Origin of the sequence: Duganella guangzhouensis (assembly GCF_009674535.1) — a bacterium.
Classification (GTDB): Bacteria; Pseudomonadota; Gammaproteobacteria; order Burkholderiales; family Burkholderiaceae_D; genus Rugamonas; species Rugamonas guangzhouensis.
This window is the reverse complement of record NZ_WKJK01000006.1, coordinates 99,167-125,786: the sequence shown is the minus strand read 5'-3', so window position 1 is coordinate 125,786 and position 26,620 is coordinate 99,167. Positions and strand designations below refer to the sequence as shown.

13 protein-coding genes and 1 riboswitch are annotated in these 26,620 nt (G+C 61.9%); of the genes, 8 read left to right on the top strand and 5 right to left on the bottom strand.

Annotation, left to right across the window (positions count from 1 at the left end):
- Positions 1 to 2: 2 nt before the first annotated feature.
- The 3 genes from rpoC (at position 3) to GJ699_RS13135 (ending at position 5,467) form a co-directional block, all read left to right on the top strand.
- Entirely contained in the window at positions 3 to 4,235 is a 4,233-nt protein-coding gene (rpoC, locus tag GJ699_RS13145; RefSeq protein WP_154376861.1) for a DNA-directed RNA polymerase subunit beta', read from the top strand.
- 254 nt (positions 4,236 to 4,489) lie between these two features.
- Positions 4,490 to 4,852, top strand: coding sequence for a hypothetical protein (locus tag GJ699_RS13140; RefSeq protein ID WP_154376859.1), 363 nt, complete (start codon positions 4,490 to 4,492; stop codon positions 4,850 to 4,852).
- Positions 4,853 to 4,861: 9 nt separating this feature from the next.
- A complete protein-coding gene (locus GJ699_RS13135; protein WP_154376857.1) occupies positions 4,862 to 5,467 on the top strand; it encodes a helix-turn-helix domain-containing protein in 606 nt (201 codons plus the stop codon).
- On the opposite strand, the gene GJ699_RS13130 is transcribed toward GJ699_RS13135, so the two are convergent.
- Positions 5,456 to 6,823, bottom strand: coding sequence for a sensor histidine kinase (locus tag GJ699_RS13130; RefSeq protein ID WP_154376855.1), 1,368 nt, complete (start codon positions 6,821 to 6,823; stop codon positions 5,456 to 5,458). The genes GJ699_RS13135 and GJ699_RS13130 overlap by 12 nt on opposite strands.
- A 160-nt stretch (positions 6,824 to 6,983) precedes the next feature.
- On the opposite strand from GJ699_RS13130, the gene GJ699_RS13125 reads away from it, so the two are divergent.
- Complete coding sequence (locus tag GJ699_RS13125; RefSeq protein ID WP_154376853.1) at positions 6,984 to 7,397, top strand: acyl-CoA thioesterase; 414 nt, start codon at positions 6,984 to 6,986, stop codon at positions 7,395 to 7,397.
- Positions 7,398 to 7,439: 42 nt separating this feature from the next.
- On the opposite strand, the gene GJ699_RS13120 is transcribed toward GJ699_RS13125, so the two are convergent.
- From GJ699_RS13120 to GJ699_RS13110, 3 genes are all read right to left on the bottom strand, one after another.
- Positions 7,440 to 9,248 (bottom strand): DUF885 domain-containing protein, encoded by a 1,809-nt coding sequence (locus GJ699_RS13120; protein WP_154376851.1) that lies wholly within the window; start codon positions 9,246 to 9,248, stop codon positions 7,440 to 7,442.
- A 255-nt stretch (positions 9,249 to 9,503) separates the two neighbouring features.
- Positions 9,504 to 10,676 carry an HPP family protein gene (locus tag GJ699_RS13115; RefSeq protein WP_154376849.1) on the bottom strand — a complete coding sequence of 391 codons (1,173 nt, stop codon included), beginning with the start codon at positions 10,674 to 10,676 and terminating at the stop codon, positions 9,504 to 9,506.
- 47 nt (positions 10,677 to 10,723) lie between these two features.
- Complete coding sequence (locus GJ699_RS13110; RefSeq protein ID WP_154376847.1) at positions 10,724 to 11,200, bottom strand: Lrp/AsnC family transcriptional regulator; 477 nt, start codon at positions 11,198 to 11,200, stop codon at positions 10,724 to 10,726.
- Between the two features lie 99 nt (positions 11,201 to 11,299).
- Here GJ699_RS13110 and GJ699_RS13105 point away from each other — a divergent pair, with 99 nt between their 5' ends.
- Both GJ699_RS13105 and GJ699_RS13100 read left to right on the top strand, forming a co-directional pair.
- Complete coding sequence (locus GJ699_RS13105; RefSeq protein WP_154376845.1) at positions 11,300 to 13,390, top strand: aminotransferase class V-fold PLP-dependent enzyme; 2,091 nt, start codon at positions 11,300 to 11,302, stop codon at positions 13,388 to 13,390.
- 248 nt (positions 13,391 to 13,638) lie between these two features.
- Entirely contained in the window at positions 13,639 to 22,323 is an 8,685-nt protein-coding gene (locus GJ699_RS13100) for a GH36-type glycosyl hydrolase domain-containing protein (protein ID WP_154377313.1), read from the top strand.
- Here GJ699_RS13100 and GJ699_RS13095 read toward each other — a convergent pair.
- A complete protein-coding gene (locus GJ699_RS13095; RefSeq protein WP_154376843.1) occupies positions 22,291 to 22,866 on the bottom strand; it encodes a TMEM165/GDT1 family protein in 576 nt (191 codons plus the stop codon). The genes GJ699_RS13100 and GJ699_RS13095 overlap by 33 nt on opposite strands.
- A gap of 24 nt (positions 22,867 to 22,890) precedes the next feature.
- Positions 22,891 to 23,070, bottom strand: a riboswitch (yybP-ykoY riboswitch).
- Between the two features lie 87 nt (positions 23,071 to 23,157).
- Between GJ699_RS13095 and GJ699_RS13090 the strand changes: the two genes are divergently transcribed.
- Positions 23,158 to 24,996, top strand: a complete 1,839-nt coding sequence (locus tag GJ699_RS13090) for a M1 family metallopeptidase (RefSeq protein ID WP_154376841.1) — start codon at positions 23,158 to 23,160, stop codon at positions 24,994 to 24,996.
- On the top strand, positions 24,996 to 26,585 hold the full coding sequence (locus GJ699_RS13085; protein ID WP_154376839.1) for a serine hydrolase: 1,590 nt from the start codon (positions 24,996 to 24,998) through the stop codon (positions 26,583 to 26,585). The genes GJ699_RS13090 and GJ699_RS13085 overlap by 1 nt, the downstream gene beginning before the upstream one ends.
- Positions 26,586 to 26,620: the final 35 nt, after the last annotated feature.

Sequence of the window (26,620 nt, the reverse complement as noted above, 5' to 3'; positions counted from 1 at the left end):
ACATGAAAGCACTGCTCGATCTATTCAAGCAAGTACAGACGAACGAGACCTTTGACGCGATCAAAATCGGTCTCGCTTCGCCTGAGAAAATCCGTTCGTGGTCCTACGGCGAAGTTAAAAAGCCGGAAACCATCAACTACCGTACCTTCAAGCCAGAGCGCGACGGTCTGTTCTGCGCCAAGATCTTTGGCCCGATCAAAGACTACGAATGCCTGTGCGGCAAGTACAAACGCCTGAAACACCGCGGCGTGATCTGCGAAAAATGCGGCGTTGAAGTCACGCTGGCCAAGGTGCGTCGTGAGCGCATGGGCCACATCGAACTGGCTTCGCCGACCGCCCACATCTGGTTCCTGAAATCGCTGCCGTCGCGTCTGGGCATGGTGCTGGACATGACGCTGCGCGATATCGAACGCGTGCTGTACTTCGAAGCATACGTCGTGACCGATCCAGGCATGACCCCGCTGAAAAAGTGCCAGATCATGTCGGAAGACGACTACGCCGCCAAGTACGAAGAGTACGGCGACGACTTCACCGCCTACATGGGCGCGGAAGGTATCCGTGAACTGCTGCGCTCGATCGACATCCACCGCGATGCCGAAACCCTGCGCGTGGAACTGAAGGAATCGAAGTCCGAAGCCAAGATCAAGAAATACGCCAAGCGTCTGAAAGTGCTGGAAGCGTTCCAGCGTTCGGGCATCAAGCCTGAGTGGATGATCATGGAAGTGCTGCCGGTGCTGCCACCGGAACTGCGCCCACTGGTGCCACTGGACGGCGGCCGTTTCGCCACCTCGGACCTGAATGACCTGTATCGCCGCGTCATTAACCGTAATAATCGTCTCAAGCGTTTGATGGAGCTGCGCGCTCCAGAGATCATCACGCGCAACGAAAAGCGCATGCTGCAAGAAGCGGTCGATTCGCTGCTGGACAACGGCCGTCGCGGCAAAGCGATGACCGGCGCCAACAAGCGTCCGCTGAAATCGCTGGCTGAGATGATCAAAGGTAAGGGCGGCCGCTTCCGTCAGAACTTGCTGGGTAAACGCGTCGACTACTCTGGCCGTTCGGTGATCGTGGTGGGTCCACAGCTGAAACTGCACCAGTGCGGTCTGCCGAAGCTGATGGCGCTGGAACTGTTCAAGCCCTTCATCTTCAACAAGCTGGAACTGATGGGTCTGGCGACCACGATCAAGGCTGCCAAGAAACTGGTTGAGATTCAAGAACCAGTGGTGTGGGACATCCTGGAAGATGTGATCCGCGAACACCCGATCATGCTGAACCGTGCACCAACCCTGCACCGTCTGGGCATTCAGGCTTTCGAGCCAGTGCTGATCGAAGGTAAAGCGATCCAACTGCACCCACTGGTTTGCGCGGCATTCAATGCTGACTTCGACGGTGACCAGATGGCAGTTCACGTGCCGCTGTCGATCGAAGCGCAGATGGAAGCCCGTACCCTGATGCTGGCGTCGAACAACATCCTGTTCCCATCGAACGGCGAACCATCGATCGTTCCTTCGCAGGATATCGTGCTGGGTCTGTACTACGCGACCCGCGAAGCGATCAACGCCAAGGGCGAGGGCATGCTGTTCCCTGACGTGTCGGAAGTCATCCGTGCCTACGACAACAAGGAAGTGGAACTGACTACCCGCATCACCGTGCGTATCGTCGAGAATCCAAAAGACGCTACCACTGGCGAGTTCGTGCGTACGCTGACCCGCTACGAAACCACCGTGGGTCGTGCGATCCTGTCCGAGATCCTGCCGAAAGGTCTGCCGTTCTCGGTGCTGAACCGCGCGCTGAAGAAAAAAGAAATTTCCAAGCTGATCAACACCTCGTTCCGTAAGTGCGGCCTGCGCGCTACCGTGGTGTTTGCCGACCAGCTGATGCAGTCGGGCTTCCGCCTGGCGACCCGCGCCGGTATTTCGATCTGCGTGGACGACATGCTGGTACCGCCGCAGAAGAAGATCCTGATCTCGACCGCCGAATCGGAAGTCAAGCAGATCGAACAGCAGTACGCTTCCGGTCTGGTGACCGCCGGCGAACGCTACAACAAAGTGGTCGACATCTGGGGCAAGACTTCCGACGAAGTCGGCAAGGCCATGATGGACCAGCTGAAAGTCGAAGACGTTGTCAAACGCGACGGCACCCAGACCACTCAGGAATCGTTCAACGCGATTTACATGATGGCCGACTCGGGCGCCCGTGGTTCGGCGGCACAGATTCGTCAGCTGGCCGGTATGCGTGGTCTGATGGCGAAACCGGATGGTTCGATTATCGAAACCCCGATTACCGCGAACTTCCGCGAAGGTCTGAACGTGTTGCAGTACTTCATCTCGACCCACGGCGCTCGTAAAGGTCTGGCGGATACGGCACTGAAAACCGCGAACTCGGGTTACCTGACCCGTCGTCTGGTCGACGTGACCCAGGATCTGGTGGTGATCGAAGACGATTGCGGCACCTCGAACGGCACCGTCATGAAGGCGATGGTCGAAGGTGGTGAAGTGATCGAAGCCCTGCGCGACCGTATTCTGGGCCGCGTGGCAGGTACCGACGTGGTCAATCCTGAAACCCAGGAAACCCTGTACGAAGCCGGCACGCTGCTGGACGAAGACATGGTGGAAGAAATCGAACGCGTCGGCATCGACGAAGTCAAAGTCCGCACCCCGCTGACCTGCGACACCCGCTTCGGCCTGTGCGCCAAGTGCTACGGCCGCGACCTGGGCCGCGGCCTGCTGGTCAACTCCGGCGAGGCAGTTGGTGTGGTGGCAGCGCAGTCGATCGGTGAGCCGGGTACCCAGCTGACCATGCGTACCTTCCACATTGGTGGTGCGGCGTCGCGTGCGGCAGTGGCATCGTCGGTGGAAGCCAAGTCGAACGGTATCATCCGCTTCACCTCGACCATGCGTTATGTGACCAACGGCAAGGGCGCGCAGATCGTCATTTCCCGTTCGGGCGAAGTACTGATCACCGACGACCACGGCCGTGAGCGCGAGCGCCACAAAGTGCCGTACGGCGCGACCCTGATCGTCAAGGATGGCCTGACCGTGAAAGCCGGTACCGCCCTGGCGACCTGGGATCCGCTGACCCGTCCGATCATTACCGAGTACGCCGGTACGGTGCGTTTCGAGAACGTCGAAGAAGGCGTGACCGTGGCCCGTCAGGTGGACGAAGTGACCGGTCTGGCCACGCTGGTGGTGATCGATGCCAAACGTCGCGGTTCGCTGACCAAAACCATGCGTCCGCAGGTCAAACTGCTGAACGAAGATGGCCAGGAAGTGAAGATCGCCGGCACCGAACACGCGGTAGCGATCGGCTTCCAGGTTGGCGCGCTGATCATGGTGAAAGACGGTCAATCGGTATCGGTGGGTGAAGTGCTGGCACGTATCCCGACCGAATCGCAGAAAACCCGTGACATTACCGGTGGTCTGCCACGCGTGGCCGAGCTGTTCGAAGCACGTTCGCCGAAAGATGCGGGCATGCTGGCGGAAGTTACCGGTACTGTTGCCTTCGGTAAAGAAACCAAGGGTAAGCAGCGTCTGGAAATCACCGACATGGACGGCAACAAGCACGAGTTCCTGATTACCAAGGACAAGCAAGTGCTGGTGCACGACGGCCAGGTGGTGAACAAGGGCGAGATGATCGTGGACGGCCCGGCCGATCCGCAAGACATCCTGCGTCTGCTGGGTATCGAAGCGCTGGCGCGTTACATCGTTGACGAAGTGCAGGACGTGTACCGTCTGCAGGGCGTGAAGATTAACGACAAGCACATCGAAGTGATCGTGCGTCAGATGCTGCGTCGGGTGCAGATCGTCAATGCCGGCGACACCAACTACATCGTTGGCGAGCAGGTTGAGCGTTCGGAAATGCTGGATGAGAACGATCGCGTGACCGCAGAGAACAAGATTCCTGCGACTTACGAGAACGTGCTGCTGGGTATTACCAAAGCGTCGCTGTCGACTGACTCGTTCATCTCGGCCGCATCGTTCCAGGAAACCACCCGCGTGCTGACCGAAGCGGCGATCATGGGCAAGCGCGATGGTCTGCGCGGCCTGAAAGAAAACGTGATCGTTGGTCGTCTGATTCCAGGCGGTACCGGTTTGGCATTCCACCGCGCTCGCAAAGAGAAAGAGCAGTGGGAAGTCGAAGAGCGTCAAGCGCTGCTGGCTGCGGAAAAAGCCGCGATGGCTGGCTCGGCAGTGGAAGCGACCGAATCGGTTATTCCACACGACGGCGAAGCATAATCTCTTCGCTGTAAATAAAAACGGCACCTGCGGGTGCCGTTTTTTTTTGCCTATTTATTTAGAAAACAGTTTTGCATCGGTTCCGAATGAAGGCCGGCTGGTTTAGGTGTGCCGCCTGGTTCGCTTTTAAACATTTCCAGCCTGCAGTGCTCACCGTTAAAAGTGTAACGAATAATATGCAGCATGCCGGGCGAGGGAATAAATGAGTATTCGCCTTCGCAAGTATATACTCCGGTCGGTACATGGAGCCGCGATTGAATATAGAAATGCGTGGTTTTATCAGCGGGGATTTTAAATTTCTTACCGCTTGGGGAATCGATGTCAGTGCGGGCGCCGCAAAAGCCTTCCTGACCGATGGTGAAACGGTCGGCATCACCCACCACGGCGATGATGGCTTTGGGCGCGTCTTCGGCAGGTGCGGCGTGGCAGGGCAGGAGCAGGGCGGCGGCAAACAGATAACGGGAGTACATGTGTCCAATGGCAAGTTTGTGTTGCCACATTATATGATGCCAACTTGGCAATGTGTAAGTGAACTGGGCGCGGTGCTTGCCAAGGCGGCGCTAAAATATGTCGCCCAGCTCTATATGGCATGCCAGCAAATAGTTCGTTCATGCTAAGATTTGGCTATGATTGCTCAAGCCCTCTTCACTCCCGCCCAGCAAAAACTGCTGGGCTTGCTGTTTGTACGTGTGAATCAAGGATTCCACCTCAACGAAATCATGCGTCTGACGGGCCTGGGCAGCGCTTCGGCGCAGCGCGAGCTGAAGCGGCTGCATGAGTCCGGGGTGATCGTCTCCGAGCGCATCGGCAATGTGCGCCGCTTCAGGCCGAACAAGGATTGCATTGTTTTCGGTGAACTCAGCGGCCTGGTGAAGAAGACCTTCGGCCTGGTCAGCGTGCTGAATTCGGCGCTGGCGCCGCTGCAGCATGTGCTGAATGTGGCGTTTGTGTATGGCGCCACCGCCAAGGAACAGGAGCATATGGATACGCCGGTGGAGTTATTGCTGATTGGCGATAACACCAGTTACGGCGAATTATTATCCCGGCTGCCGGTGGCGGAGCGTTTATTGCGCCGTAAAATTAATCCCAATCTGTATTCCATTCCCGACTTTAAACGTCGTCTGCGCGAACAGCAGCCATTTATTCTAGAAGTGCTGCGCGGTTCGAAAATATATGTGCTGGGCGATGAAACCGATTTGGAAAAAGTCAGCGGCGAGGAATTAAACGCTTAAATTTGCCCGCTGCGGAAATGACAGCGCAAAGCGGGTATATTTCCCCATCTTGGATTCGCATTGAATATTGCCGCCAAAAGCGGTAATCACTTTCTGGCAAAAAGCCAATCCCATGCCGGTGCCGCCGGTGCTATAAAACGGTTCAAATACATGGGGTAATACATCGTCTGGAATACCAGGGCCGGTATCGGTGACCAATAATCGGCGGCCGGTCAGCGTTATTTCCACCTCGCCGCGTCCGGCTGATTTAATCGCGTGCAGCGCATTTTTGAACAGGTTATACAGCACATACACCAGCAATACATCGGAACCGAAAAAAGTAAAATCTTCGGCGCCGAGGACTTGCACCTTGTCCCGCATCGCGCTTTCGAATGGATAACTGGCCAGTGCCTCATCCACGCATTTCTTGATCGAGTGATTGGCGAAATCGGCGCGGTTCAGCGTGCCGGCGCGGGCCGAGGCCAGCATCATGTCGACGATGAAATTGGAGCGGCAAATCTCGGTCTCGATATGCTGTCCCAGCCCGGCCAGATATTGCCGCTGGTTGGCTGACAGCCCGCTGACGATCAGCCCATGCGCCAGCGCCCGCTCGTAGCCGGCCATCAACTCCGGCAACGAGCGGGACAACAGGCGCGACTGGTTGCGGATGGTGGCCAGCGGCGTGCGTACCTCATGCGCGATGGTGGCCGCCACCTCCAACGGATCGGCCAGCAGGTTGTGCCGTACCATGGCCTGGGCGATCAGCCCCAGGCTGGCGGCGACAAACAGCACGCCGGGCGGATAAAACTGCACGCCGTAGTTGCACAGATAATCCACTGCGGCAAAAAAGTAGATCAGCAGGCTGACCAGGCAATAGCGCAGCCGCGTCTTTTCGGTCGACACCGCCTGCTGCTGGCGCCGGTATAGCAACCACAGCCCGCGCCCGACCACCAGCGCCGTCTGCAGCAGGTGCAGCGCGTGCAGCGGCCCGGCTTTGGGATAAAAACCGAAGAAATAGCGATACAGGCCGGCCACCACCCAATCGCTGGCCAGCAGCGCCACGCCCAGCGCGCCGGCAAAGGCGTAGGACAGCGCCACCCGGCGGCGCTCGCCGTGCTGTCCGGTCAGCTCGGCAATGAAGTGGTACAGCGTGGTCGGCAGGAACAAAATCAGCAGATAGCCCAGCTTGGCCAGCAGCAGCGCCTCCTGGGCGTCGCGCAGCTGGAACAGGATGGCCCAGGTGAATTGCCAGCAAAAAGTGGTCACGCACAGCACAAAGAAGGTCAGGCTGATGCGGTTCACGCCCCTTGAATGCAGCACATAAGCGCCGTAGCACAGGAAGAGCAGGGAAACCACGGCTGGCAGGAGCGAATGCATGGCGCTGTCCGATGAGTAAGCGGGGGAACCAAGTATTGCGCGGCCTGCAGCGGCTCGCTCGAATATCGCAACAGGATTTGTGCAAGATCAAACTTCCACCATGCCAACTCCCGCGTAGTGGGGTTGCCCGGTTGCCGGGTAACCACTTTAGGAGAACATCATGCTGATGCAAGTTACCACCCAGACCTTCACCCATTCGCTGACCATTTACCTGAAAGACTCCAACGCCTACGGCAATACCTACTTTGCCCGCTACTTTGAATGGCAAGGCATCTGCCGCGAAAAATGGTTCTTCGAGTGCATATCGTCCGACATGCTGCAGAAAGAGGGCGTCTTCATCACCAAGCACGCGGAACAGGACTACCTGCAGGAGACTTTCCCGTTCCAGGAGGTTTCTTGCGAGTTGAACGCTTATGACGTCAAAAAGTGCTCATTTTGGCTGGAGTTCCGCTTTTATGCGAACGGCCGGCCGGTCTCGGTCGGACGCCAGCAGATCGTGTTTGCCAACCACGCCAAGCAGATCACCGCGCTGCCGGCGGCGGTGATCGAGCGCATCAAGGGCTACGCTAAATAAGGGGGAGGGAAACGGCGGGCCAGGACGGCCCGCCCGAAACGATTACTGTTGCGCAGCGATCCAGCGGTCGACCTTCTGTTCCAGCAGGGCCAGCGGCACGGTGCCGTCATCCAGCACCACGGCGTGGAAGGCTGGCAGGCTGAACTTGGCGCCCAGCGCCGTCTCGGCGCGCTTGCGCAGCTCCTGGATCTTCAACGAACCGACCTTGTAGCCCAGCGCCTGACCCGGCCACGCCATGTAGCGTTCGGTCTCGCTCTTGGCGTAATCGGTGTAGCCCAGCGTATCCTGCATGTACTGGATGCTTTGCTCGCGGGTCCAGCCCTTGGCGTGCATGCCGGTATCGACCACCAGGCGCACCGCGCGCAGCATTTCATCGTTCAGATGGCCGAAGTACTGGGCCGGATCGTCAAACAAGCCCATTTCCTTGCCCAGCGTTTCGGCGTACAGCGCCCAACCTTCGGTAAACGCGTTGTTGCCGCCATATTTGCGGAAGTTAGGCAGATTCAGCTCTTGCATCAGCGCGATGTGGAAGTGGTGGCCAGGCTTGCCCTCGTGCAGGAACAGCGTGGTCATGCCGGTGCTGCCGTACTTGGTCGGATCGTTGACCACCGACCAGAACACGCCCGGACGCGAACCGTCGCCGGCTGGCGCGGTGTAGTGGTCGGACGCGGTGGCGCGGCTCAGCTCGGGCTCCAGGCGCAGGTCCAGCTTGGCTTTCGGCTGCAAGGTGAACATTTGTGGCAGCTTGGTGTCCAGCACGTCGTTCAGCTTGTGGAACACGGCCTGGACTTCCTCCTCGGTCTTGAACGGGAAGAATTTCGGCTGCGCCGCCACCCACACCGGCAGGCCGGCCGGCGCACCGTCGTAGCCCAGCTTCGGTCCCAGCACCGCAAATTGCGACTGGATGCGCGCCACTTCCTTCAGGCCGATGGCGTGGATTTCGTCCGGCGTCAGCGTGGTGGTGGTGGCGTTGGCGACACGGGCCTGATACCAGGCGGCGCCGTCCGGCAGCGCGCCCAGCCCGGTCGAGGTGCGGCAGGCCGGCAGGTATTCCTTCTCCAGGAAGGTGGACAGACGCACCAGCGCCGGCATCAGCTTGTCGTTGATGGTCTTGCGGTAGGCGGCGCTCAGGCGTTGCTTGTCGGCGTCGGAGAAGGCGGCCGGCAGCTTGGTGATCGGCGTGTAGTAAATGCTGGCTTCCGGCGTCGCACTCACCAGTTTCTGGAATTGCGGCAGCGCCGAGATCATCAGCGCCTTGGGCTGGGTGATGCCTTGCTTGATGCCCACGCGCATGTTGGCAATCGCCTGGTCGATCCACACCGGCAACTGGGCCAGGCGGCTCAGGTAGGCGTCGTATTCCTTGACGGTGCCGAGTGGCTGCGAGCCTTCGCCGCCGGCATAGTTGGCCAGCGTGACCGGGATGTTGTCCATCTGGCTGATCGGCAGCAGATGCTCGGGGAAGCGCTCCATGGCGATCAGGCCGTTCAGCTCGTATTGCAGGATGTCGTAGTTGATGCGGTCCTTGTCATCCAGCTGGTCGCGCGCGATGGCGTGCAGGCGCTGCGCGAACTGGCGGTAGGCCTTGAACTGCACCGCGCGCTTGGCTGGCGAGATGCTCAGGCCGAGTTGATTGTCGAAACGGTTGTCGCCGTTCTCGGTGGCGCCGACCGGATCGAAGCGGGCGACCGCATCGTAGTACTGGTCTGCAATTTTCAACAAAGCCTGGTGGGCCGGAGCGGCACTCACTTGCGGCGCGGCCACGGTGTCGGCGGCGTGCACGGCGCCCAGCGGCGCGAAGGCCAGCGCGATAGCGGCGGCCAGGGGAGCGATGATGTTGCGGCGATACGTCATGTGATTAGTCCAAGGTGTAACAAATTGGCGAATAGCATAAGCCATCACAAGACTGACGAGGAACAATTTTTGTATCTATCGGACACATTGTTTTTCGCCGGCAAGAGTAACTTTTAAATTGCCATGTTTATTTGTCGATTGGCTATCAGAGCAGGAGTAAGATGGCGTTCAGCGGTACCGAGAAAACCAGGGGGAGATACAAATAATAAAAGGTCGTACCACGCCATTGAGGCCGCGTTCACACGCGGCCTTTTTTTATGCGGCGGTTTCCGCGAAGCGGCTTTCATACAAGGCCGCCACCAGATCGGATTGGGTGACGATGCCGACAAATCGCTGCTCTTCGTCGACGATCGGGATGTGATGGAAACCCGAGTCCGCCATCAGCGGCACCAGATCGACAATCGGCGTATCGACCCGCGCCGTGGTCGGGTGCTGGGTCATGATCTGGCCCACCACCTCGGCCTTTTCGGTGTGAGTGATGCCGCTTTTGCGCAGGAATCGCTGCAGTTGCTGGCGGATGCTGCCGTAATCGTCCAAACCGCCGTGCTCCAGGAAGTCAGTCTGAGTGACGATGCCGATCACGCGCCGCGCGCGGTTCAGCACCGGCAGCGCGGCCACATGGTGGATGCGCATCTGCTGCCACGCCTCTGCCAGCCCAGTGCCGAACTCGGCGCTGACGATGTCGTGCGACATGATGTCGGCGCAATTGATGATGCCGAAGCGGCGCTGGTAGGCGCGCTGTTCGGTCTGCATGAACAGCGATTCCAGATCGTCGCGGCTGATATCCAGCACCTGGTTGTGCTGTTGCAGCACCGCGTCCAGGTCTTCCGGCTTGAAGCCCAGGCGCACGGTCGGCACCGCGTCCCGGGTGGCGTGCGGATTCGGATGCGGGCTGGTCTGCTGGTGCGGGTAGGCGCGACCGGTGAGGTTGTTGTAGGTCACCGCCATCAGCACCAGAAGAATAGAGTCGGCCAGCACCGTCATCAGCACGAATTCAAAGCCGGCCGCGTGCACCAGCGGGCCGCCGATCACCGTGGTCAGCGCCACCGCGCCGCCGGGTGGGTGCAGGCAACGCATGAAGAACATGGCGGCGATCGCACTGCCGCAGGCCAGGCCGGCCAACAGCGGCAGCGGCAGACTGTCACCGAACCAGCGTACACAAGCGGCGCCGGCCAGACCGCTGACGACATTGCCGCCAATCACCGACCACGGTTGCGCCAACGGGCTGGCCGGCAGCGCAAACAGCAGCACCGACGAGGCGCCGATCGGCGCCACCAGGAAGATGCTGGCATGGGTGTTTTGCAGCAGCGCTTGACTGAGCAGCGCGGTCAGCAGGATGCCGCACAGGGCGCCGAAGGCGGCGCGCAACTGTTCACGGCGATTGGCAGTGGTGGGGCTGGGCAGCCAGCTGGCGAAGAAGGCGCGCATGATCTAAATCAAGTATTTGAAATGGCGCATTATCGCACGATTGCACTTTATTGGTGCGAGACCAGACCGAGCGGCAATGCCGTGGTAATTTTGATTTGCTCCATCGAAAACGCCGACGAGACGCCGGTCAGCTGCACAGACTTGATTAACTTCTTGTAAAAGCGATCATATCCTTCGATATCGCTGGTTACCACCTTCAGCAGATAGTCGATATCACCGCTCATGCGATGGAATTCCTGCACCTCCGGCAAGGCTGCCACGGCGGCGGCAAAGTGTGCGAACCATTTCTCGTCGTGCTGGGTGATGCGGATGCTGACAAACACCGTCACCGGCAAGCCCACCTTGCGGCGGTTGATGATGGCCACGCGGTTCTCGATATAGCCTTCCTCCTCCAGCCGCCGCAGCCGTTTCCAGCACGGCGTGGACGACAAACCTATTTGCTCGCTGAGCTGGGCAACCGACAGCGTACCGTCGCGTTGCAGAGCGTCCAGGATGGCGTAATCGTAGCGGTCAAGATTGTTCATTCTAAAAATAGGAAAATCAAAGCATAAAATGACTACATCTTATGCTTGAGCGCAGAATTTTGGTACGACTATTTCACTCTGACTTAGTAAGCTATGTGCATGACTACCGAAATCTATCTCGACAGCAACGCCACCAGCGTTGTGCTGCCTGCCGCCATTACCGCCGCCGCTGATGCCATGGGCCAGCGCTACGGCAATCCGAGCAGTACCCACGCGACCGGCCTCAAGGCCAAGGTCATTCTCGACGACGCGCGCGCCCGCGCCATGCGCCTGCTCGGCGTCGGCAGCGGCCGCCTGATGTTCAACAGCGGCGCCACCGAAGGCATTCAGACCGCCGTGCTGTCGGCGCTGGTCGCGCTGCGCGAGCGCCGCGACGCCGGCGAGACCATCGGCACCTTGCTGGTCTACGGCGCCACCGAACACAAGGCGGTGCCGGAAAGCCTGGCGCACTGGAACCGCCTGCTGGGCCTGAATCTAACGCTGCACCAGTTGCCGGTCGACGCCGACGGCGCCCACCGCCTCGACGCATTGCGCGCGATCGCCGCCAACGCCGCCATGGTCTGTACCATGGCCGCCAACAACGAAACCGGCGTCATCAGCGATCTGAGCGGCATCGAAGCTATGCTCAGCGACACCGGCAGCAAGGCCTACTGGATGGTCGACTGCGTCCAGGCGTTGGGCAAGCTCAAGCTGGATCTGTCGTCAACCCGCATCGATTACGCACCGTTCTCCGGTCATAAACTGTATGCGCCCAAAGGCATCGGCATGCTGTATGTGCGTGCCGGCGCGCCGTTCACCGCCCTCATCATGGGCGGCGGCCAGGAAGCCGGGCAGCGCTCGGGCACCGAAAACATGGCCGGCATCGCCGCCCTGGGCGCGGTGCTGGCGGCGCTGGAGCGCGGCGACACCTTCCGCACTCCAGCCGAACTGTGCGCCTACCGCGCCCGTTTGGCGGACAGCCTGCGCGCCGCGCTGCCGGGCGTGGTATTCAACAATCCCTTCGACAAAGCGCTGCCAACCACGCTGAACTTCGCCGTACCAGGCCTTTCCAGCCGCGAATTGATGGACGTGTTCGACGCCGCCGAGGTACGCGTCAGCGCCGGCAGCGCCTGTTCCTCGTCCAAGGCCGCGCCCAGTTACGTGCTGGACGCGATGGGCCTGCCGCTGTGGCGCAGCGCCGGCGCCATCCGCATGTCGTTCGGCCCGCTGGCCGACGACGCCACCATCGCCGCCGCTTGCGCCCGCATCGAACGTTGCGGCGCCGCGCTGCGCGCCAGTTGCCTGATCCCATCCGAGCGCACCGCCGTGCCGCATGATGGTCTGCTGCAACTCGGTGTCGAAGGCGCGTGCAGCTGGCTGTTGCTGGATGCCGCCAGCCGCAGCTGCATCGTCATCGACCCGCTGCCGGACCATGTGGCGCGCATCGAATCCTACGTGCGCTGCCAGAACTACCAGGTGCAAGCCATCGTCAGCACCTTGCCGAACGCCGGCCGCGGCATGCTGATCGACGCGTTGGGCCGCCACTACAACCGCCATGCCGAAGCTGACGAGTACGGCTGGCCAGCCAACGCCGCCAGTGTGGCACTGGCCAACGGCGCCCGCGCCGGCGCGGTCCGGTTGGGCGCCCAGGTGCTGGCGGCGCTTCCGTGCGGCACCGGCGACGAACTGCGCGCCTATCTGCTGGGCACGCCGGAGGACGGACAATTGAAAGCGCAAGCCGTACGCTTCGCCTTCAGTGCCAAGCCAGCGCAGCAGATGCTGCGCGACTGCACCGATGGGCGCACCTTACTGTGTCCAACCCGCGATGAGCAGAATCAGTTTTGCCTCAGCATGACAACTACCCCGACGGCAACGCTCGCGAACGGCGTACAACTCGACAGCAGCATGCTGGACGCCTTCCTGCAAGCCCATCCGGAAGCCCGTTTGATCGACGTGCGCGAGCCCTATGAATTCGCCGCCACATTATCGCCGGCACCGGCCGGCCGCATCGCGTTGAGCGTACCGTTGAGCCGCCTGGCCGAGTACGCCAGTCTATGGCTACATGAAACCCCGGTACCGCTGATCTTCTTCTGCCGCAGCGGCAACCGCAGCCTGAAAGCCGCGCACTGCCTGCGCCGTCTCGGCCACCCCCAAGCCTACAGCCTCAACGGCGGCCTCGCGCTAGCCGTCCCCCTGCCACTGGCCGCCTGATTTTTTTTCACCCACTCCGGGGTCAGGTCCATCATTTCTACACGGACTCAACCGTAGCGCCCGCGCTACGGTTGAGTCCGTGTAGAAATGATGGACCTGACCCCATCTTTGTCTGCTGACCTTGTTATGTACGTCACCGTACAGTCGCCTGCCGTGCGCCCTCGTACGATGCTCTGAGACATAATTTCCCATTCGCAGAATTCGAAGCGAGGTCTAAGTTGAACAAGTCCAATCCCCTGCTGCCCGAGATGTCGCTCGGCTTCCGCGAATCCCAAACTGCCTCGCTGGTGTCCGACGACGATGATGAGGACTTGCCGCTGCGCGCTGAGCTGTTCAGCGCGGCGCAGATGGCCGCGCATGGTAAGACGCTGGCCATGCATCACGAACTCAGCAAGCGCGGCGGCCGCGATCGCCTGCTGGCGCGACTGGCGGAGAACGCGGCCGTTATTGATTCCACTTGTGATGAGCTGACCGTCGCCGTCAAGGCCGGCCGCCAGATCACGCCCGCTTCCGAATGGCTGCTGGATAATTTCTATCTGATCGAAGAGCAGATCCGCATCGCTCGCCGTCACCTGCCGAAGAATTACAGCAAGGAGCTGCCTCGCCTGGGCAAGGGCGCGCCGGATGGCTGCCCGCGCGTCTACAAGATCGCGCTGGAAATCATTTCGCACGGCGATGGCCGCGTCGATCCGGAATCGCTGTGCCGCTTCGTCGACGCGTATCAGGAGGTGGCCACGCTCAAGCTTGGCGAGCTGTGGGCGATTCCCATCATGCTGCGGCTGGCGCTGATCGAAAACCTGCGCCGCGTGGCCGCGCGCGTGGCCGAAAACCGCATCCAGCGCGACCTCGCCAACACCTGGGCCGATCAGATGACCGAGGTGGCGGAAAAAAATCCCAGCGGCTTGATTCTGATGGTGGCCGATATGGCCCGCTCCAATCCGCCCATCACCAGCGCCTTCGTGGCCGAATTGGCGCGCCGCCTGCAAGGACAGAGTCCCGCGCTGACGCTGGCGCTGACCTGGATCACGCACCGCCTGGCCGAATCCGGCCAGACCATCGAGCAGCAGATTCAGACCGAGATCCAGCAGCAGGCCGCCGAGCAGGTGTCGATCGCCAACAGCATCGGCAGCCTGCGCTTCCTCGGCACCATGGACTGGCAGGAGTTTGTCGAGACCATGAGCGTGGTCGAACAAACGCTGCGCGAAGATCCGGCCGACATCTACGGCAAAATGGAATTCGCCACCCGCGACCAGTACCGCCACGCCATCGAGAAGATCGCCAAGCGCTCGAAGTTCAGCGAAGTGGAAGTGGCGCAGCAGGCGTTGGCGCTGGCACAGGCGCATCACGGCCAGGGCGATGCGCGCCATGGCCACGTTGGTTTCTATTTGATCGGCGGCGGCCTGGCCGCGCTGGAAAAACAGACTGGCATGCGCCGCCCATGGCTGGAGGCGTTCCAGCAAACCTCTAGCGCTTCTCCTCTGACGTCCTATCTGGGCGCGATCGCCGCGATTGCGCTGGTGTCCACCGCGCTGCTGCTGGAGCGCGCGGCCTATCACGGCGTGCATGGCGTGGTATTGGCGGCGCTGGGCGTGCTGGCGCTGCTGGGCAGCAGCCAGCTGGCACTGAGTCTGGTGAACTGGGTGGCCACGCTGGTCACGCATCCTCGACCCTTGCCGCGCATGGACTTCAAGGATGGCATCCCGGCCGAGGCACGCACGCTGGTGGTGGTGCCGACGCTGGTCTACAGCAAGGAGAATATCGAGGATCTGTTCGAGCAGATGGAGGTGCGCTTCCTCGCCAATCGCGATCCCAATCTGCGCTTTTGCCTGCTGACCGATTTCGCCGATTCTCGCGCGGAGAAAATGCCGAACGATGATGCGTTGATCGAGCAGATGAAGCGCTGCCTGGCGCATCTCAATCACAAGTATGCCGGCGATCAGCCGCATGCGCCGTTCCTGCTGCTGCATCGGCCGCGCCTGTGGAATCCGCAGGAAGGCGTGTGGATGGGTTATGAGCGCAAGCGCGGCAAGCTGGAAGATCTGAACCGCTTTCTGCGCGGCGGCGCGCGCGAAAAATTCTCGCTGGTGCTGGGTGAAACCTCGGAGCTGGAAAGCATCCGCTACGTCATCACGCTGGACACCGATACCCAGCTGCCGCGCGACGCCGCGGCGCAGTTCATCGCCACCATGGAGCATCCGCTCAACCGGCCGCGCGTGGACAAACAACGTGGCCGCGTCACCGAAGGCTATGGCATTCTGCAGCCGCGCGTGGCGGTGGCGCTGCCGAGCGAGAATGCGTCGCGCTACGAGAAGCTGTGCGGTGGCGAACCGGGCATCGATCCCTATACCCGCACGGTGTCGGACGTGTATCAGGACGTGTTCTTCGAAGGTTCTTTCATCGGCAAGGGCATCTACGATGTCGACGTGTTCGAGCAGGTACTGGGCGGCCATCTGCCGGAAAACAAAATCCTCAGCCACGATCTGCTGGAGGGCTGCTATCTGCGCGCCGGCCTGCTGAGCGATGCGCAGCTGTACGAAGCCTATCCGACCCGCTACAGCGAGGATGTGACGCGTCGCCAGCGCTGGATACGCGGTGACTGGCAGCTGATCGGCTGGCTGGCCGGCCGTGTTCCGGGGCGCAGCGGCAAGCGTGAAAAGAATCCGCTGTCGCTGCTGTCGCGCTGGAAGCTGTTCGATAACCTGCGCCGCAGCTTGACCGCGCCGGCGCTGGTGTTGTCGCTGATTACCGCGTGGCGCTGGCTGCCGGATCCGTGGCTGTGGACCGGTGCCGTGCTGGCGGTGATCTTTGTGCCGCCGCTGGTCAGCATGCTGTATGACCTGGTCCACCGTCCGCGCGATACCTTGTGGAGCCAGCATATCCGCGCCTCGCTGCGGCGCGCCGGCATGCAGTTCTCGCACGCGGTTCTGATGCTGGTGTTCCTGCCATACGAAGCTTACTTCAGCATGGACGCCATCTTGCGCAGTCTGTGGCGTTCGCTGATCTCGCACCGCAAGCTGCTGGAGTGGCGCGCCTCCGCGCTGTCGCGCCAGGCCGATGGCAGTGCCAGTACCTGGCGCACCATGTGGACCGCGCCGGTGCTGGCGCTGTTCGTCGGCGGCTGGTTGCTGGGCTGGCGTCCTGCCAGTCTGCCGCCGGCCGCGCTGTTCCTGCTGGCCTGGTTGCTGGCGCCGGCGGTGGCGGACTGGATCAGCCGTCCGATCCCGCGCAAGGACGCGGTGCTGACGCCGGAGCAGCATCAGTTCCTGCACAACCTGGCGCGCCGCACCTGGGCGTATTTCGATCGCTTCGTCGGCCCGGACGACAACTGGCTGCCGCCGGATAATATGCAGGAGCATCCGGTGCAGGTGGTGGCGCACCGCACGTCACCGACCAATATCGGCATGGCGCTGCTGGCTAATCTGAGCGCGGCCGATTTCGGCTACATCACGGTGGGACAGATGATGGAGCGCACCGCCAACACGCTGAACACCATGGACCTGCTGGAGCGCCACCACGGCCACTTCTACAACTGGTATGACACGCTGACCCTGAAGCCGCTGCACCCGATCTATATCTCGTCGGTCGACAGTGGCAACCTGGCGGGCCATCTGTTGACCATGCAGCCCGGCCTGACCGGTTTGTATGATGAACCGGTGCTGGGACCGCAGATTGTCAATGGCGTCATCGCCACCGTGCGCGTGCTGCGGGAAACCATGGCTGGCGATGCCGTCACCGTTGCGGACAGCAGCGGCATCGATGAACTGCTGGCCGCATTGGCGCCGGCGCCGGAAGCCGGCAACCTGCAGCAGTTGCACACCTGGCTGACGCGGATGAGCGCTGCGTCGGAAGCTATCCAGCCGCAGGCCGCCGCGCATGGCGAGGCTGCGCTCAGCTGGGCCGACTCGCTGCTGCAGCAATGCCGCGCCGCGCTGGCTGAATTGAACGCGCTAACGCCATGGGCCGCGCTGGCTGCGGATGCCATCTTCGACACCAGCATGACGCGCATGCCGACGCTGCGCGAACTGGCGGCGCTGGCACGCGCCACCAACGATATCGCCGCCACCAATCTGGCGCCGGATGAACTGGAACGCCAGCAGCGGCTGGCCGCGTTGTTCGAACAGGGCAGCACCGCCGCGCATGAGCGCATGCGCGCGCTGGCCGATCTGGCGCAACGCTGCGCCGCGTTCGCGCAGATGGAATATGCCTTCCTGTTCAATCCCACCACCAATCTGCTGGCGATCGGCTACAACGTCACCGACCGCCGGCTGGACGCCAGCTATTACGATCTGCTGGCCTCGGAGTCGCGCCTGGCCAGCTTTGTCGCCATCGCGCAGGGCCAGCTGCCGCAGGATCATTGGTTCGCGCTGGGACGCCAGCTGTGCATCGTGTCCGGCAAGCCGGTGCTGCTGTCGTGGAGCGGTTCGATGTTCGAGTATCTGATGCCGCTGCTGGTGATGCCGAATTATCCGAACACGCTGCTGGATCAGACCTACCAGTCGGTGATCGATGCGCAAATTGATTACGGCAAGCGCCGCAACGTCCCGTGGGGCATTTCGGAGTCGGGTTACAACACCGTCGACGCCAGCCTGAATTACCAGTACCGCGCTTTCGGCGTGCCAGGCCTGGGCCTGAAGCGCGGCCTGGCCGACGATCTGGTGATCGCGCCCTACGCCACCATGATGGGGTTGATGGTGCAGCCGGAAGCCTCCTGCGCCAATCTGCAGAAAATGGCCGATACCGGTTTCATGGGACGCTACGGCTTCTACGAGGCGATCGACTACACGCCATCGCGCCTGCCGCGCGGCCAGAATTACGCCATCATTCGTTCCTTCATGGTGCACCATCAGGGCATGGGCCTGCTGGCGCTCAGCTATCTGCTGCACGACCGGCCGATGCAGCGCCGCTTCGAGTCCGACCCGCTGCTGCAATCGACGCTGCTGGTGCTGCAGGAACGCAGCCCGCAGGCGGGCGCGTTCTATTCCAACACCACCGAGATGGCGGCCGCGATCCGCAGCAACGGACCGGATCAGACGATGCCGATGCGCGTGTTGACCCAGCATTCAACCCCGCTGCCGGAAACCCAGCTGCTGTCCAACGGCCGCTATCACGTCATGGTCACCAACGCCGGCGGCAGCTACAGCCGCTGGAAAGACCTGGCGGTGACGCGCTGGCGCGAGGACAGCACGCGCGACAACTGGGGCAATTTCTGCTACGTGCGCGATCTGGAAGACGGCGAATTCTGGTCCACCACCTATCAGCCCACGCTGGTCGATCCACGCAAGTTCGAGGTAGTGTTCTCCGAAGGCCGCGCCGAGTTCCGCCGCTCCGACCGCCACATCGATCTGTACACCGAAATCGTGGTGTCGCCGGAAGACGATATCGAATTGCGCCGCACCCGCATCACCAACAAGTCGGACCGCGTGCGCACCATCGAGGTCACCAGCTTTGCCGAGGTGGTGATGGCACCTGCCGCCGCCGACAACGCCCACCCGGCGTTCAGCAAATTGTTCGTGCAGACCGAGATCCTCAAGCATGAAAACGCCATCCTGTGCACGCGCCGTCCGCGCGGCGCGCACGAGGTGATGCCGTGGCTGATGCATTCGATGATGGTGCACGATGCGCCGGTGCTGGAGGTGTCGTTCGAAACCGACCGCTCGCGCTTCATCGGCCGTGGCAACACCGCGATGGCGCCGACCGCCATGCTGGCCGAGGGTGCATTGAGCGGCGCCGAAGGTTCGGTGCTGGACCCGGTGGTGGCGATCCGCTACACCATCACGCTGAAGCCGGACCAGTTTGCGACGGTGGACATCGTCACCGGCATGACCGAACAGCGCGACACCGCGCTGCACCTGATCGATAAATATCAGGATCGCCATCTGGCCGACCGCGTGTTCGAACTGGCGTGGACCCACAGCCAGGTGGTGCTGCGTCAGCTGAACGCCAGCGAGGCCGACGGCCAGTTGTACAGCCGCCTGGCCAATTCGGTGATCTATCCGAATGGCGGCTTGCGCGCCGAGGCATCGACGCTGATCAAGAATCAGCGCGGCCAGTCCGGCCTGTGGGCGTATGCGATTTCCGGCGACCTGCCGATCGTGCTGCTGCAAATTAAAGACGCGGCCAACATCGAGCTGGCGCGCCAGATGGTGCAGGCGCACGCCTACTGGCGTCTGAAAGGGCTGGTGGTGGACTTGGTGATCTGGTACGAGGATCTGTCGGGCTATCGCCAGGCGCTGCACGATCAGATCATGGGCCTGATCGCTTCCGGCATCGACGCCCAGGCGATCGACCGGCCGGGCGGCATCTTCGTGCGCCTGATCGACCAGATTCCGAACGAGGACCGCATCCTGATGCAGTCGGTGGCGCGCGTCATCATCAGCGATGCACGCGGCACACTGGCCGAGCAGATCAAGCGTCCGGCGCCGCCGTCGATGCGCATGCCGCCGCTGCTGGCCGACAGCCGTGGCGAGTATGCGGATGCCGGTCCGGTCACGCATCAGCCGCACGACCTGGTGCTGGAAAACGGTATCGGCGGCTTCTCGCCGGATGGCCGCGAATACGTCATCACCACCAGCGCCACCCAGCGCACGCCGGCGCCGTGGTCCAACGTGCTGGCCAATCCGCAGTTCGGCAGCGTGATTTCGGAAAGCGGCCAGGCCTACACCTGGCATGAGAACGCGCACGAGTACCGCATCACGCCGTGGCACAACGACCCGGTCAGCGACGCCAGCGGCGAAGCGTTCTACCTGCGCGATGAGCAGAGCGGCCAGTTCTGGTCACCGACCGCCTTGCCGGCGCGCGGCAACGGCGTGTACGTCACGCGCCACGGTTTCGGTTACAGCGTGTTTGAACATATCGAGGCCGGCATTCACAGCGAGATGACGACCTTCGTCGCGGTTGACGCGCCGATCAAGTACACCGTGCTCAAGGTGCGCAACGACTCGCTGGTGCAGCGTCGCCTGTCGGCCTTTGGCTATGTGGAGTGGGTGCTGGGTGATATGCGTTCCAAGTCCGGCATGCACCTCGTCACCGAGGCCGATCCGGTCAGTGGCGCGCTGTTTGCCAAGAATGGTTACAACACGGAGTTCAGCGGCCGCGTGGCCTTCTTCAATTGCGACGCCTCGCTGCGCACCTTCACCGGTGACCGCACCGAATTCGTGGGCCGCAACGGCTCGCTGGCGGCGCCGGCGGCGCTGAAGCGTTCGCGCCTGTCCGGCAAGATCGGCGCAGGCCTGGATGCCTGCGCGGCGATTCAGGCGCCGTTCGATCTGCTGCCGGGACAGGAGCGCGAGATTGTGTTCGTGCTGGGCGTGGGCGGTCGCCGTAATGCGGACGCCAGCATCCTGGTACAGAAACACCGCAGCGCCGGCGCCGCGCAGGAAGCGCTGGCCGCCGTGCATGCGCACTGGGAGCAGACCTTGAGTGCGGTGAAGATCGAGACGCCGGAAAAGGAACTGGACGTTCTCGCCAACGGTTGGCTGATGTATCAGACCATCGCCTGCCGCATCTGGGCGCGCAGCGGTTACTACCAGTCTGGTGGCGCGTTCGGCTTCCGCGATCAACTGCAGGATGCGATGGCCACCATCCATACGCAACCGCAACTGCTGCGTGACCAACTGCTACTGTGTGCCGCCCACCAGTTCCTGGAAGGCGATGTGCAGCACTGGTGGCATCCACCGTCGGACCGTGGCGTGCGCACGCACTGCTCGGACGATTATCTGTGGTTGCCGTTGGGTGCCTGGCGCTACGTCTCGACCACTGGCGACACAAGCATCCTGGATGAAACCGCGCCATATCTGGAAGGCCGCGCGGTCAAGCTGGAAGAGGACTCTTACTACGACATGCCGCAGCGCTCCGGCGAACAAGGCACGCTGTACGAGCACTGTCAGCGCGCCATCCGCAACGGCCTGCGCTTCGGCCAACACGGCCTGCCGCTGATCGGCTCCTGCGACTGGAACGACGGCATGGACAAAGTGGGCGAACATGGCAAAGGGGAGAGCGTGTGGCTGGCCTTCTTCCTGTGCGAAGTGCTGAAGCGCTTTGCCGAAGTGGCTGACTTGCGTCAGGACGTTGAGTTCTCGGCCGAGTGCCGTGAACAGGCGCGCCGCATCGCCGCCAACGTCGAGCAGCATGCGTGGGACGGCGAATGGTATCGCCGCGCCTATTTCGACGATGGCACGCCGCTCGGCTCGCACACCAATGAAGAATGCCAGATCGATTCGATCTCGCAAAGCTGGGGCGTGCTGTCCGGTTCCGCCGATCCGGTGCGGGTGCGCGGCGCGATGGAGCAGGTCAATCAGCGCCTGGTGCGGCGCGATTCCGGCATCATCCAGTTGCTGGACCCGCCGTTCGATAAAGCCGGGCCGAATCCGGGCTACATCCGTGGTTACGTGCCGGGTGTGCGCGAGAATGGCGGCCAGTACACCCACGCCGCGATCTGGACCGCGATGGCCTTCGCCAGCCTGGGGGAAACCGAAAGGGCGTGGGAACTGGCGCGCATGATCAATCCGGTCATGCACGGCCGCAGCGCTGAAGGTGTCGCGGTGTACAAGGTGGAACCGTATGTGGTGACGGCCGACGTCTACGCCGTGCCGCCGCATGTGGGGCGCGGCGGCTGGAGCTGGTACACCGGCTCGTCGGGTTGGATGTATCGCTTGATACTGGAATCGCTACTCGGCCTGACGCGCAGCGCGACCCATCTGAAGCTGGAGCCGCGCATGCCGCAGGACTGGAACACATTCTCGCTGAACTACCGCTATGGCGGCACCATCTACGAGATCCGCGTCACGAAAGGCGCGACCTCGGCGCCGATCATGACGGTGGATGGTGTGCCGCAGCCCGACCGTTTGATCGCGCTGCGTGACAGCGGCGGTAGCCACCGCGTCGAGCTGCTGGTGCCTGCCTTAGACACCCAAGCTGGCGCCGGCGCCGAGTAGGGTCGCCACGCCCAGTACCGCGAAGATGACGGCGGCGATGCCGTGCACCAGCTTGAGCGAGACCTTGTTGGCGATCTTGTCACCGAAGTAGACCGCAGGGACGTTGGCCAGCATCATGCCCAGCGTGGTGCCGCACACCACGGCCACCACACTGTGGTAGCGCGCCGCCAGCGCCACCGTGGCGACCTGGGTCTTGTCGCCCATCTCGGCCAGGAAGAAGGCGATCACGGTGGTGAGGAACACGCCGTACTTGGCGAGCTGAGTGTCTTCGTCATCCAGTTTGTCCGGCACCAGCGTCCATGCCGCCATCGCCAGGAAGGACGCGCCCAGCACCCAACGCAGCAATTCCGGTCCCATCAGGCTGGTGATCCAGGCTCCGATGGCGGCGGCAAAAGCATGGTTGGCGATGGTGGACACGAAGATCCCGGCAACGATGGGTAAGGGACGGCGGAACCTGGCGGCAAGTACGAATGCGAGGAGCTGGGTTTTGTCGCCGATTTCTGCGAGGGCGACAATGCCGGTGGAGACGAGGAAGGCTTCCATTATTTTTCTGACTGAGGTTAGTGGGCCGGATAACGAAAAACCTATGACCCAAGCGCGGCTCCGGCCCAACATGGCCGCGCTGTGGTCATGGTCTCGTCAAGCCTGTACTGCTGGCCACCTGCGCCACGGTCTGTGGACCGATTATGTTGACACAGGTTCTTGCGCCGGGGAGGCGCAAGCCGACTACTCCCCAATTACGGGCGCCATCTTATCACATCCCATGAACACATCCCAGAAACATCCCTATGGTATTCTGCTTCGCGCTGCACATAACATTGAAAGTATCACCATATGATCAAGAAGACACTTACCGCCTTCGTGCTATCCGCATGCATGTCGCTGGCCGCCCACGCCGATCCGCTGAGCTACGCCCGCTACGACCAGGTCCGCACCACCGATCTGTACCTGGATCTGAAGGCCGATTTCAATCACAAAATCCTGTCCGGCTACGCCGAACTGTCGCTGAACTGGATCGACAAGAACGCCCGCACGCTGGTGCTGGACACCAATGAACTCAACATCGCCAAAGTGCAGGTGTTGAACGCCGCTGGCCGCTGGACCGCCGCCTCCTTCATGCTGGACAAGCTGGATGTGGAAAAGGGCCGCGCGCTGCGCATCGCCCTGCCGTTCCAGCCGCAGAAGGTGCGTGTCTATTACCGCACCGCGCCATCGGCCGCCGCGCTGCAGTGGATGAATCCCGAGCAGACCATGTCCGGCAAGCGTCCGTTCATGTTCAGTCAGTCCGAGAAAATCAACGCCCGTTCGTGGGCGCCGGTGCAGGACACGCCGGAAGTGCGCTTCACCTACAGCGCTCGGGTCGACGCACCGGCCGGCATGCGCGTGGTGATGAGCGCCGAGAACGACCAGCAGTCCACCGGCGCCGGTGGCTGGAAGTTCAAGATGACGAATCCGATTCCTTCCTACCTGCTGGCGATCGCGATTGGTGAACTGGATGTGCGCAACGTCGGCCCGCGTTCGGCGGTGTATGCCGAGCCACAGCGCATCGATGCCGCAGCCTACGAAATGGCCGACACCGAAAAGATGATCGCCGCCGCCGAAAGCCTGTACGGCCCATATCGCTGGGAGCGATATGACATGATCGTGCTGCCGCCATCGTTCCCGATCGGCGGCATGGAAAATCCGCGCCTGACCTTCGTCACGCCGACCATGATCGCCGGCGACCGCAGCCTGGTCGACCTGATCGCCCATGAACTGGCGCACTCGTGGTCCGGCAATCTGGTGACCAACGCCTCGTGGAAGCACTTCTGGCTGAACGAAGGCTTCACCACCTACGTCACTACCCGCGTAGTCGAAAAACTGTATGGCGAAGAAGTCGCGGACATCAACCTGCAAGTGGAGCAGGAAGAAGCCATGGCATCGCTGGCCAGCATCCCGGCCGCCAAACAGGCGCTGCTCACGCGCGACCCGGACAGCAATGCCAACAGCTACACCGACGATGGCCTGGTCTATCCGAAAGGCGCCTGGCTGTTGCGCACACTGGAACAGCGCGCCGGCCGCGAAGTGTTCGATCCCTTCCTGCGCGGCTGGTTCGATCAGCACGCGTTCAAGTCCGCCACCACCGACGAATTCGTCGCCTACCTGAAGCAGAACCTGCTGGCCGCGCATCCGGAAGTGATGTCGCAGGCGGAGTTGGACGAGTGGCTGTACGGTCCAGGCATTCCGGCCAGCGCCAAGCACGTGGCGTCGCCGCGCCTGGCCGCGCTGGACGAACAGCGCAACGCCTGGCTGAAAGGCGAACTGCCGACGGCGGACCTGAACGGCAAAAACTGGATCGCGCTGGAGTGGATGCACTTCCTGAACGATATCGCCGGCAAGGCCAATGCGCAGCAGATGCAGGAGCTGGATTCGAGCTTCGCGCTGGGTAAAAGCGGCAACAACGAAATCGCCTACCGCTTCTTCCTGGCTTCGGTGCAGGCGGGCTACAACGTGCGCGAACCGCTCAACAAATTCCTGATGAGCGTGGGCCGCAAGAAGTTCGTGGTACCGCTGTATAGCGCGCTGCTGAAGAACCCCAACGAGAAGGACTGGGCCAAGGGCGTGTACGCCAAGGCGCGTTCGCACTATCACCCGGTAACCCAGATCGCTGTTGACCAGGCATTTAAAAAATAATGAAATTCTCCCGTACCTTCGCGGCCGGCGCATTGACGCTGGCGGTTTGGGGCACGCTCGCCGGCACGCCAGTCATGGCCGCGCCGGCGGTGGCCGCTGTTCCCGCATTTAATCTCGACGCGGACGTCAACCGCGCATTGAAAACCTTCGACGTGCCAGGCATGGCCATCGCCATCGTCAAGGATGGCAAAGTGGTGGTGGCCAAAGGCTACGGCGTGCGCAAGCTGGGCGAAGCCACGCCGGTGGACGGCAAGACGCTGTTCGAAGTCGCCTCCAACTCCAAAGCCTTCACCGCCGCCACGCTGGCGCAGTTGGTCGACGAGGGCAAGCTGGCGTGGGACGACCCGGTCACCAAACATCTGCCAGGCTTCCAGATGTATGACTCGTATGTCACCGGCCAGATGACGGTGCGCGATCTGCTGACGCACCGCAGTGGCCTGGGCCTGGGCGCCGGCGATTTGCTGTGGTGGCCGAGCACCCAGTTCAGCACCGACGAAATCATCGAGAAGCTCCGTTACATCAAGCCGGCCACCAGCTTCCGCGCCAGCTACGCGTATGACAATCTGCTGTACATCGTGGCCGGCAAGATCATCGCCGAGAAGACTGGCAAGCCGTGGGGCGAGGCGGTCCAGGAACGCATCCTGACGCCGCTGGGCATGAGCGGCACCAAAACCAGCGTGGCCGAGATGCTGGCCACCAGCGACTACTCGGCGCCGCACAGCAAGATCGGTGACAAGATCTCAGTGGTGAAACCGATGCCGGTGCCGAACGCGGTGGGCGCGGTCGGCATCAACACCAACGCCGAAGACATCGCGCGCTGGATGAACGTACTGCTCGACCAGGGCAAGATGGAGAACGGCAAACAGCTGTTCAGCGCCAAGCAGGCGGCCGAGTTGTGGACCGAGCAGACGCCGATGCGCATCCGCGACCCCAAGCCGGCGCTGGCCGCCACCAAGCCTAACTTCTACGCCTATGGCCTGGGCTTCCAGCTGCGCGACTACAAGGGCCGCAAGATCGCCATGCACGGCGGCGCGCTGCAGGGCTTTTATTCGACCGTGTTGATGGTGCCCGAAGAGAAGCTGGGCATCGCGATCCTGACCAATGCCGAGAACAGCCCGGCCATGGCCTCGCTGTACTACCGCATTCTGGACCAGTACCTGAAAGTGGCGCCGAGCGACTGGATCAAGCTGTATGCCGAGCAGGAAGCGGCGTCGCACAAGGAAGAGCTGGAGCGCCAGGGCAAGGAGCACACATCGCGCGCGGCGGCCTCGCAACCATCGCTGCCGCTGGCGTCCTACGATGGCGAGTATGAGGATATCTGGTACGGCAAGGCCAGCATCCGCGAAGAGGGCGGCAAGCATATCATGCGTTTCGAGCGCACGCCGGACTTGAGCGGGGAACTGGAGCACTTCCAGCACGACACCTTCATCGTGCGCTGGAAGGAGCGCAACTTCAACGCCGACGCCTACGTCACCTTCGCGCTGAATCCGGACGGCAGCATCGAACGCATGAAAATGGCGCCGATCTCCACCGAAACCGACTTCAGCTACGACTTCCGCGACCTCACCTTCACCCCAGTGAAAAAGTAAGCCCCAATCCGGGGTCAGGTCCATCATTTCTACAC

Bases quoted from the DNA above. Each gene is read 5' to 3' on its own strand.
- GJ699_RS13105 (WP_154376845.1), top strand. From the start codon at position 11,300: ATGACTACCGAAATCTATCTCGACAGCAACGCCACCAGCGTTGTGCTG.
- GJ699_RS13135 (WP_154376857.1), top strand. From the start codon at position 4,862: ATGATTGCTCAAGCCCTCTTCACTCCCGCCCAGCAAAAACTGCTGGGC.
- GJ699_RS13100 (WP_154377313.1), top strand. From the start codon at position 13,639: ATGTCGCTCGGCTTCCGCGAATCCCAAACTGCCTCGCTGGTGTCCGAC.
- GJ699_RS13095 (WP_154376843.1), bottom strand. From the start codon at position 22,866: ATGGAAGCCTTCCTCGTCTCCACCGGCATTGTCGCCCTCGCAGAAATC.
- GJ699_RS13085 (WP_154376839.1), top strand. From the start codon at position 24,996: ATGAAATTCTCCCGTACCTTCGCGGCCGGCGCATTGACGCTGGCGGTT.
- rpoC (WP_154376861.1), top strand. From the start codon at position 3: ATGAAAGCACTGCTCGATCTATTCAAGCAAGTACAGACGAACGAGACC.
- GJ699_RS13110 (WP_154376847.1), bottom strand. From the start codon at position 11,200: ATGAACAATCTTGACCGCTACGATTACGCCATCCTGGACGCTCTGCAA.
- GJ699_RS13130 (WP_154376855.1), bottom strand. From the start codon at position 6,823: ATGCATTCGCTCCTGCCAGCCGTGGTTTCCCTGCTCTTCCTGTGCTAC.
- GJ699_RS13090 (WP_154376841.1), top strand. From the start codon at position 23,158: ATGATCAAGAAGACACTTACCGCCTTCGTGCTATCCGCATGCATGTCG.
- GJ699_RS13115 (WP_154376849.1), bottom strand. From the start codon at position 10,676: ATGCGCGCCTTCTTCGCCAGCTGGCTGCCCAGCCCCACCACTGCCAAT.
- GJ699_RS13125 (WP_154376853.1), top strand. From the start codon at position 6,984: ATGCTGATGCAAGTTACCACCCAGACCTTCACCCATTCGCTGACCATT.
- GJ699_RS13120 (WP_154376851.1), bottom strand. From the start codon at position 9,248: ATGACGTATCGCCGCAACATCATCGCTCCCCTGGCCGCCGCTATCGCG.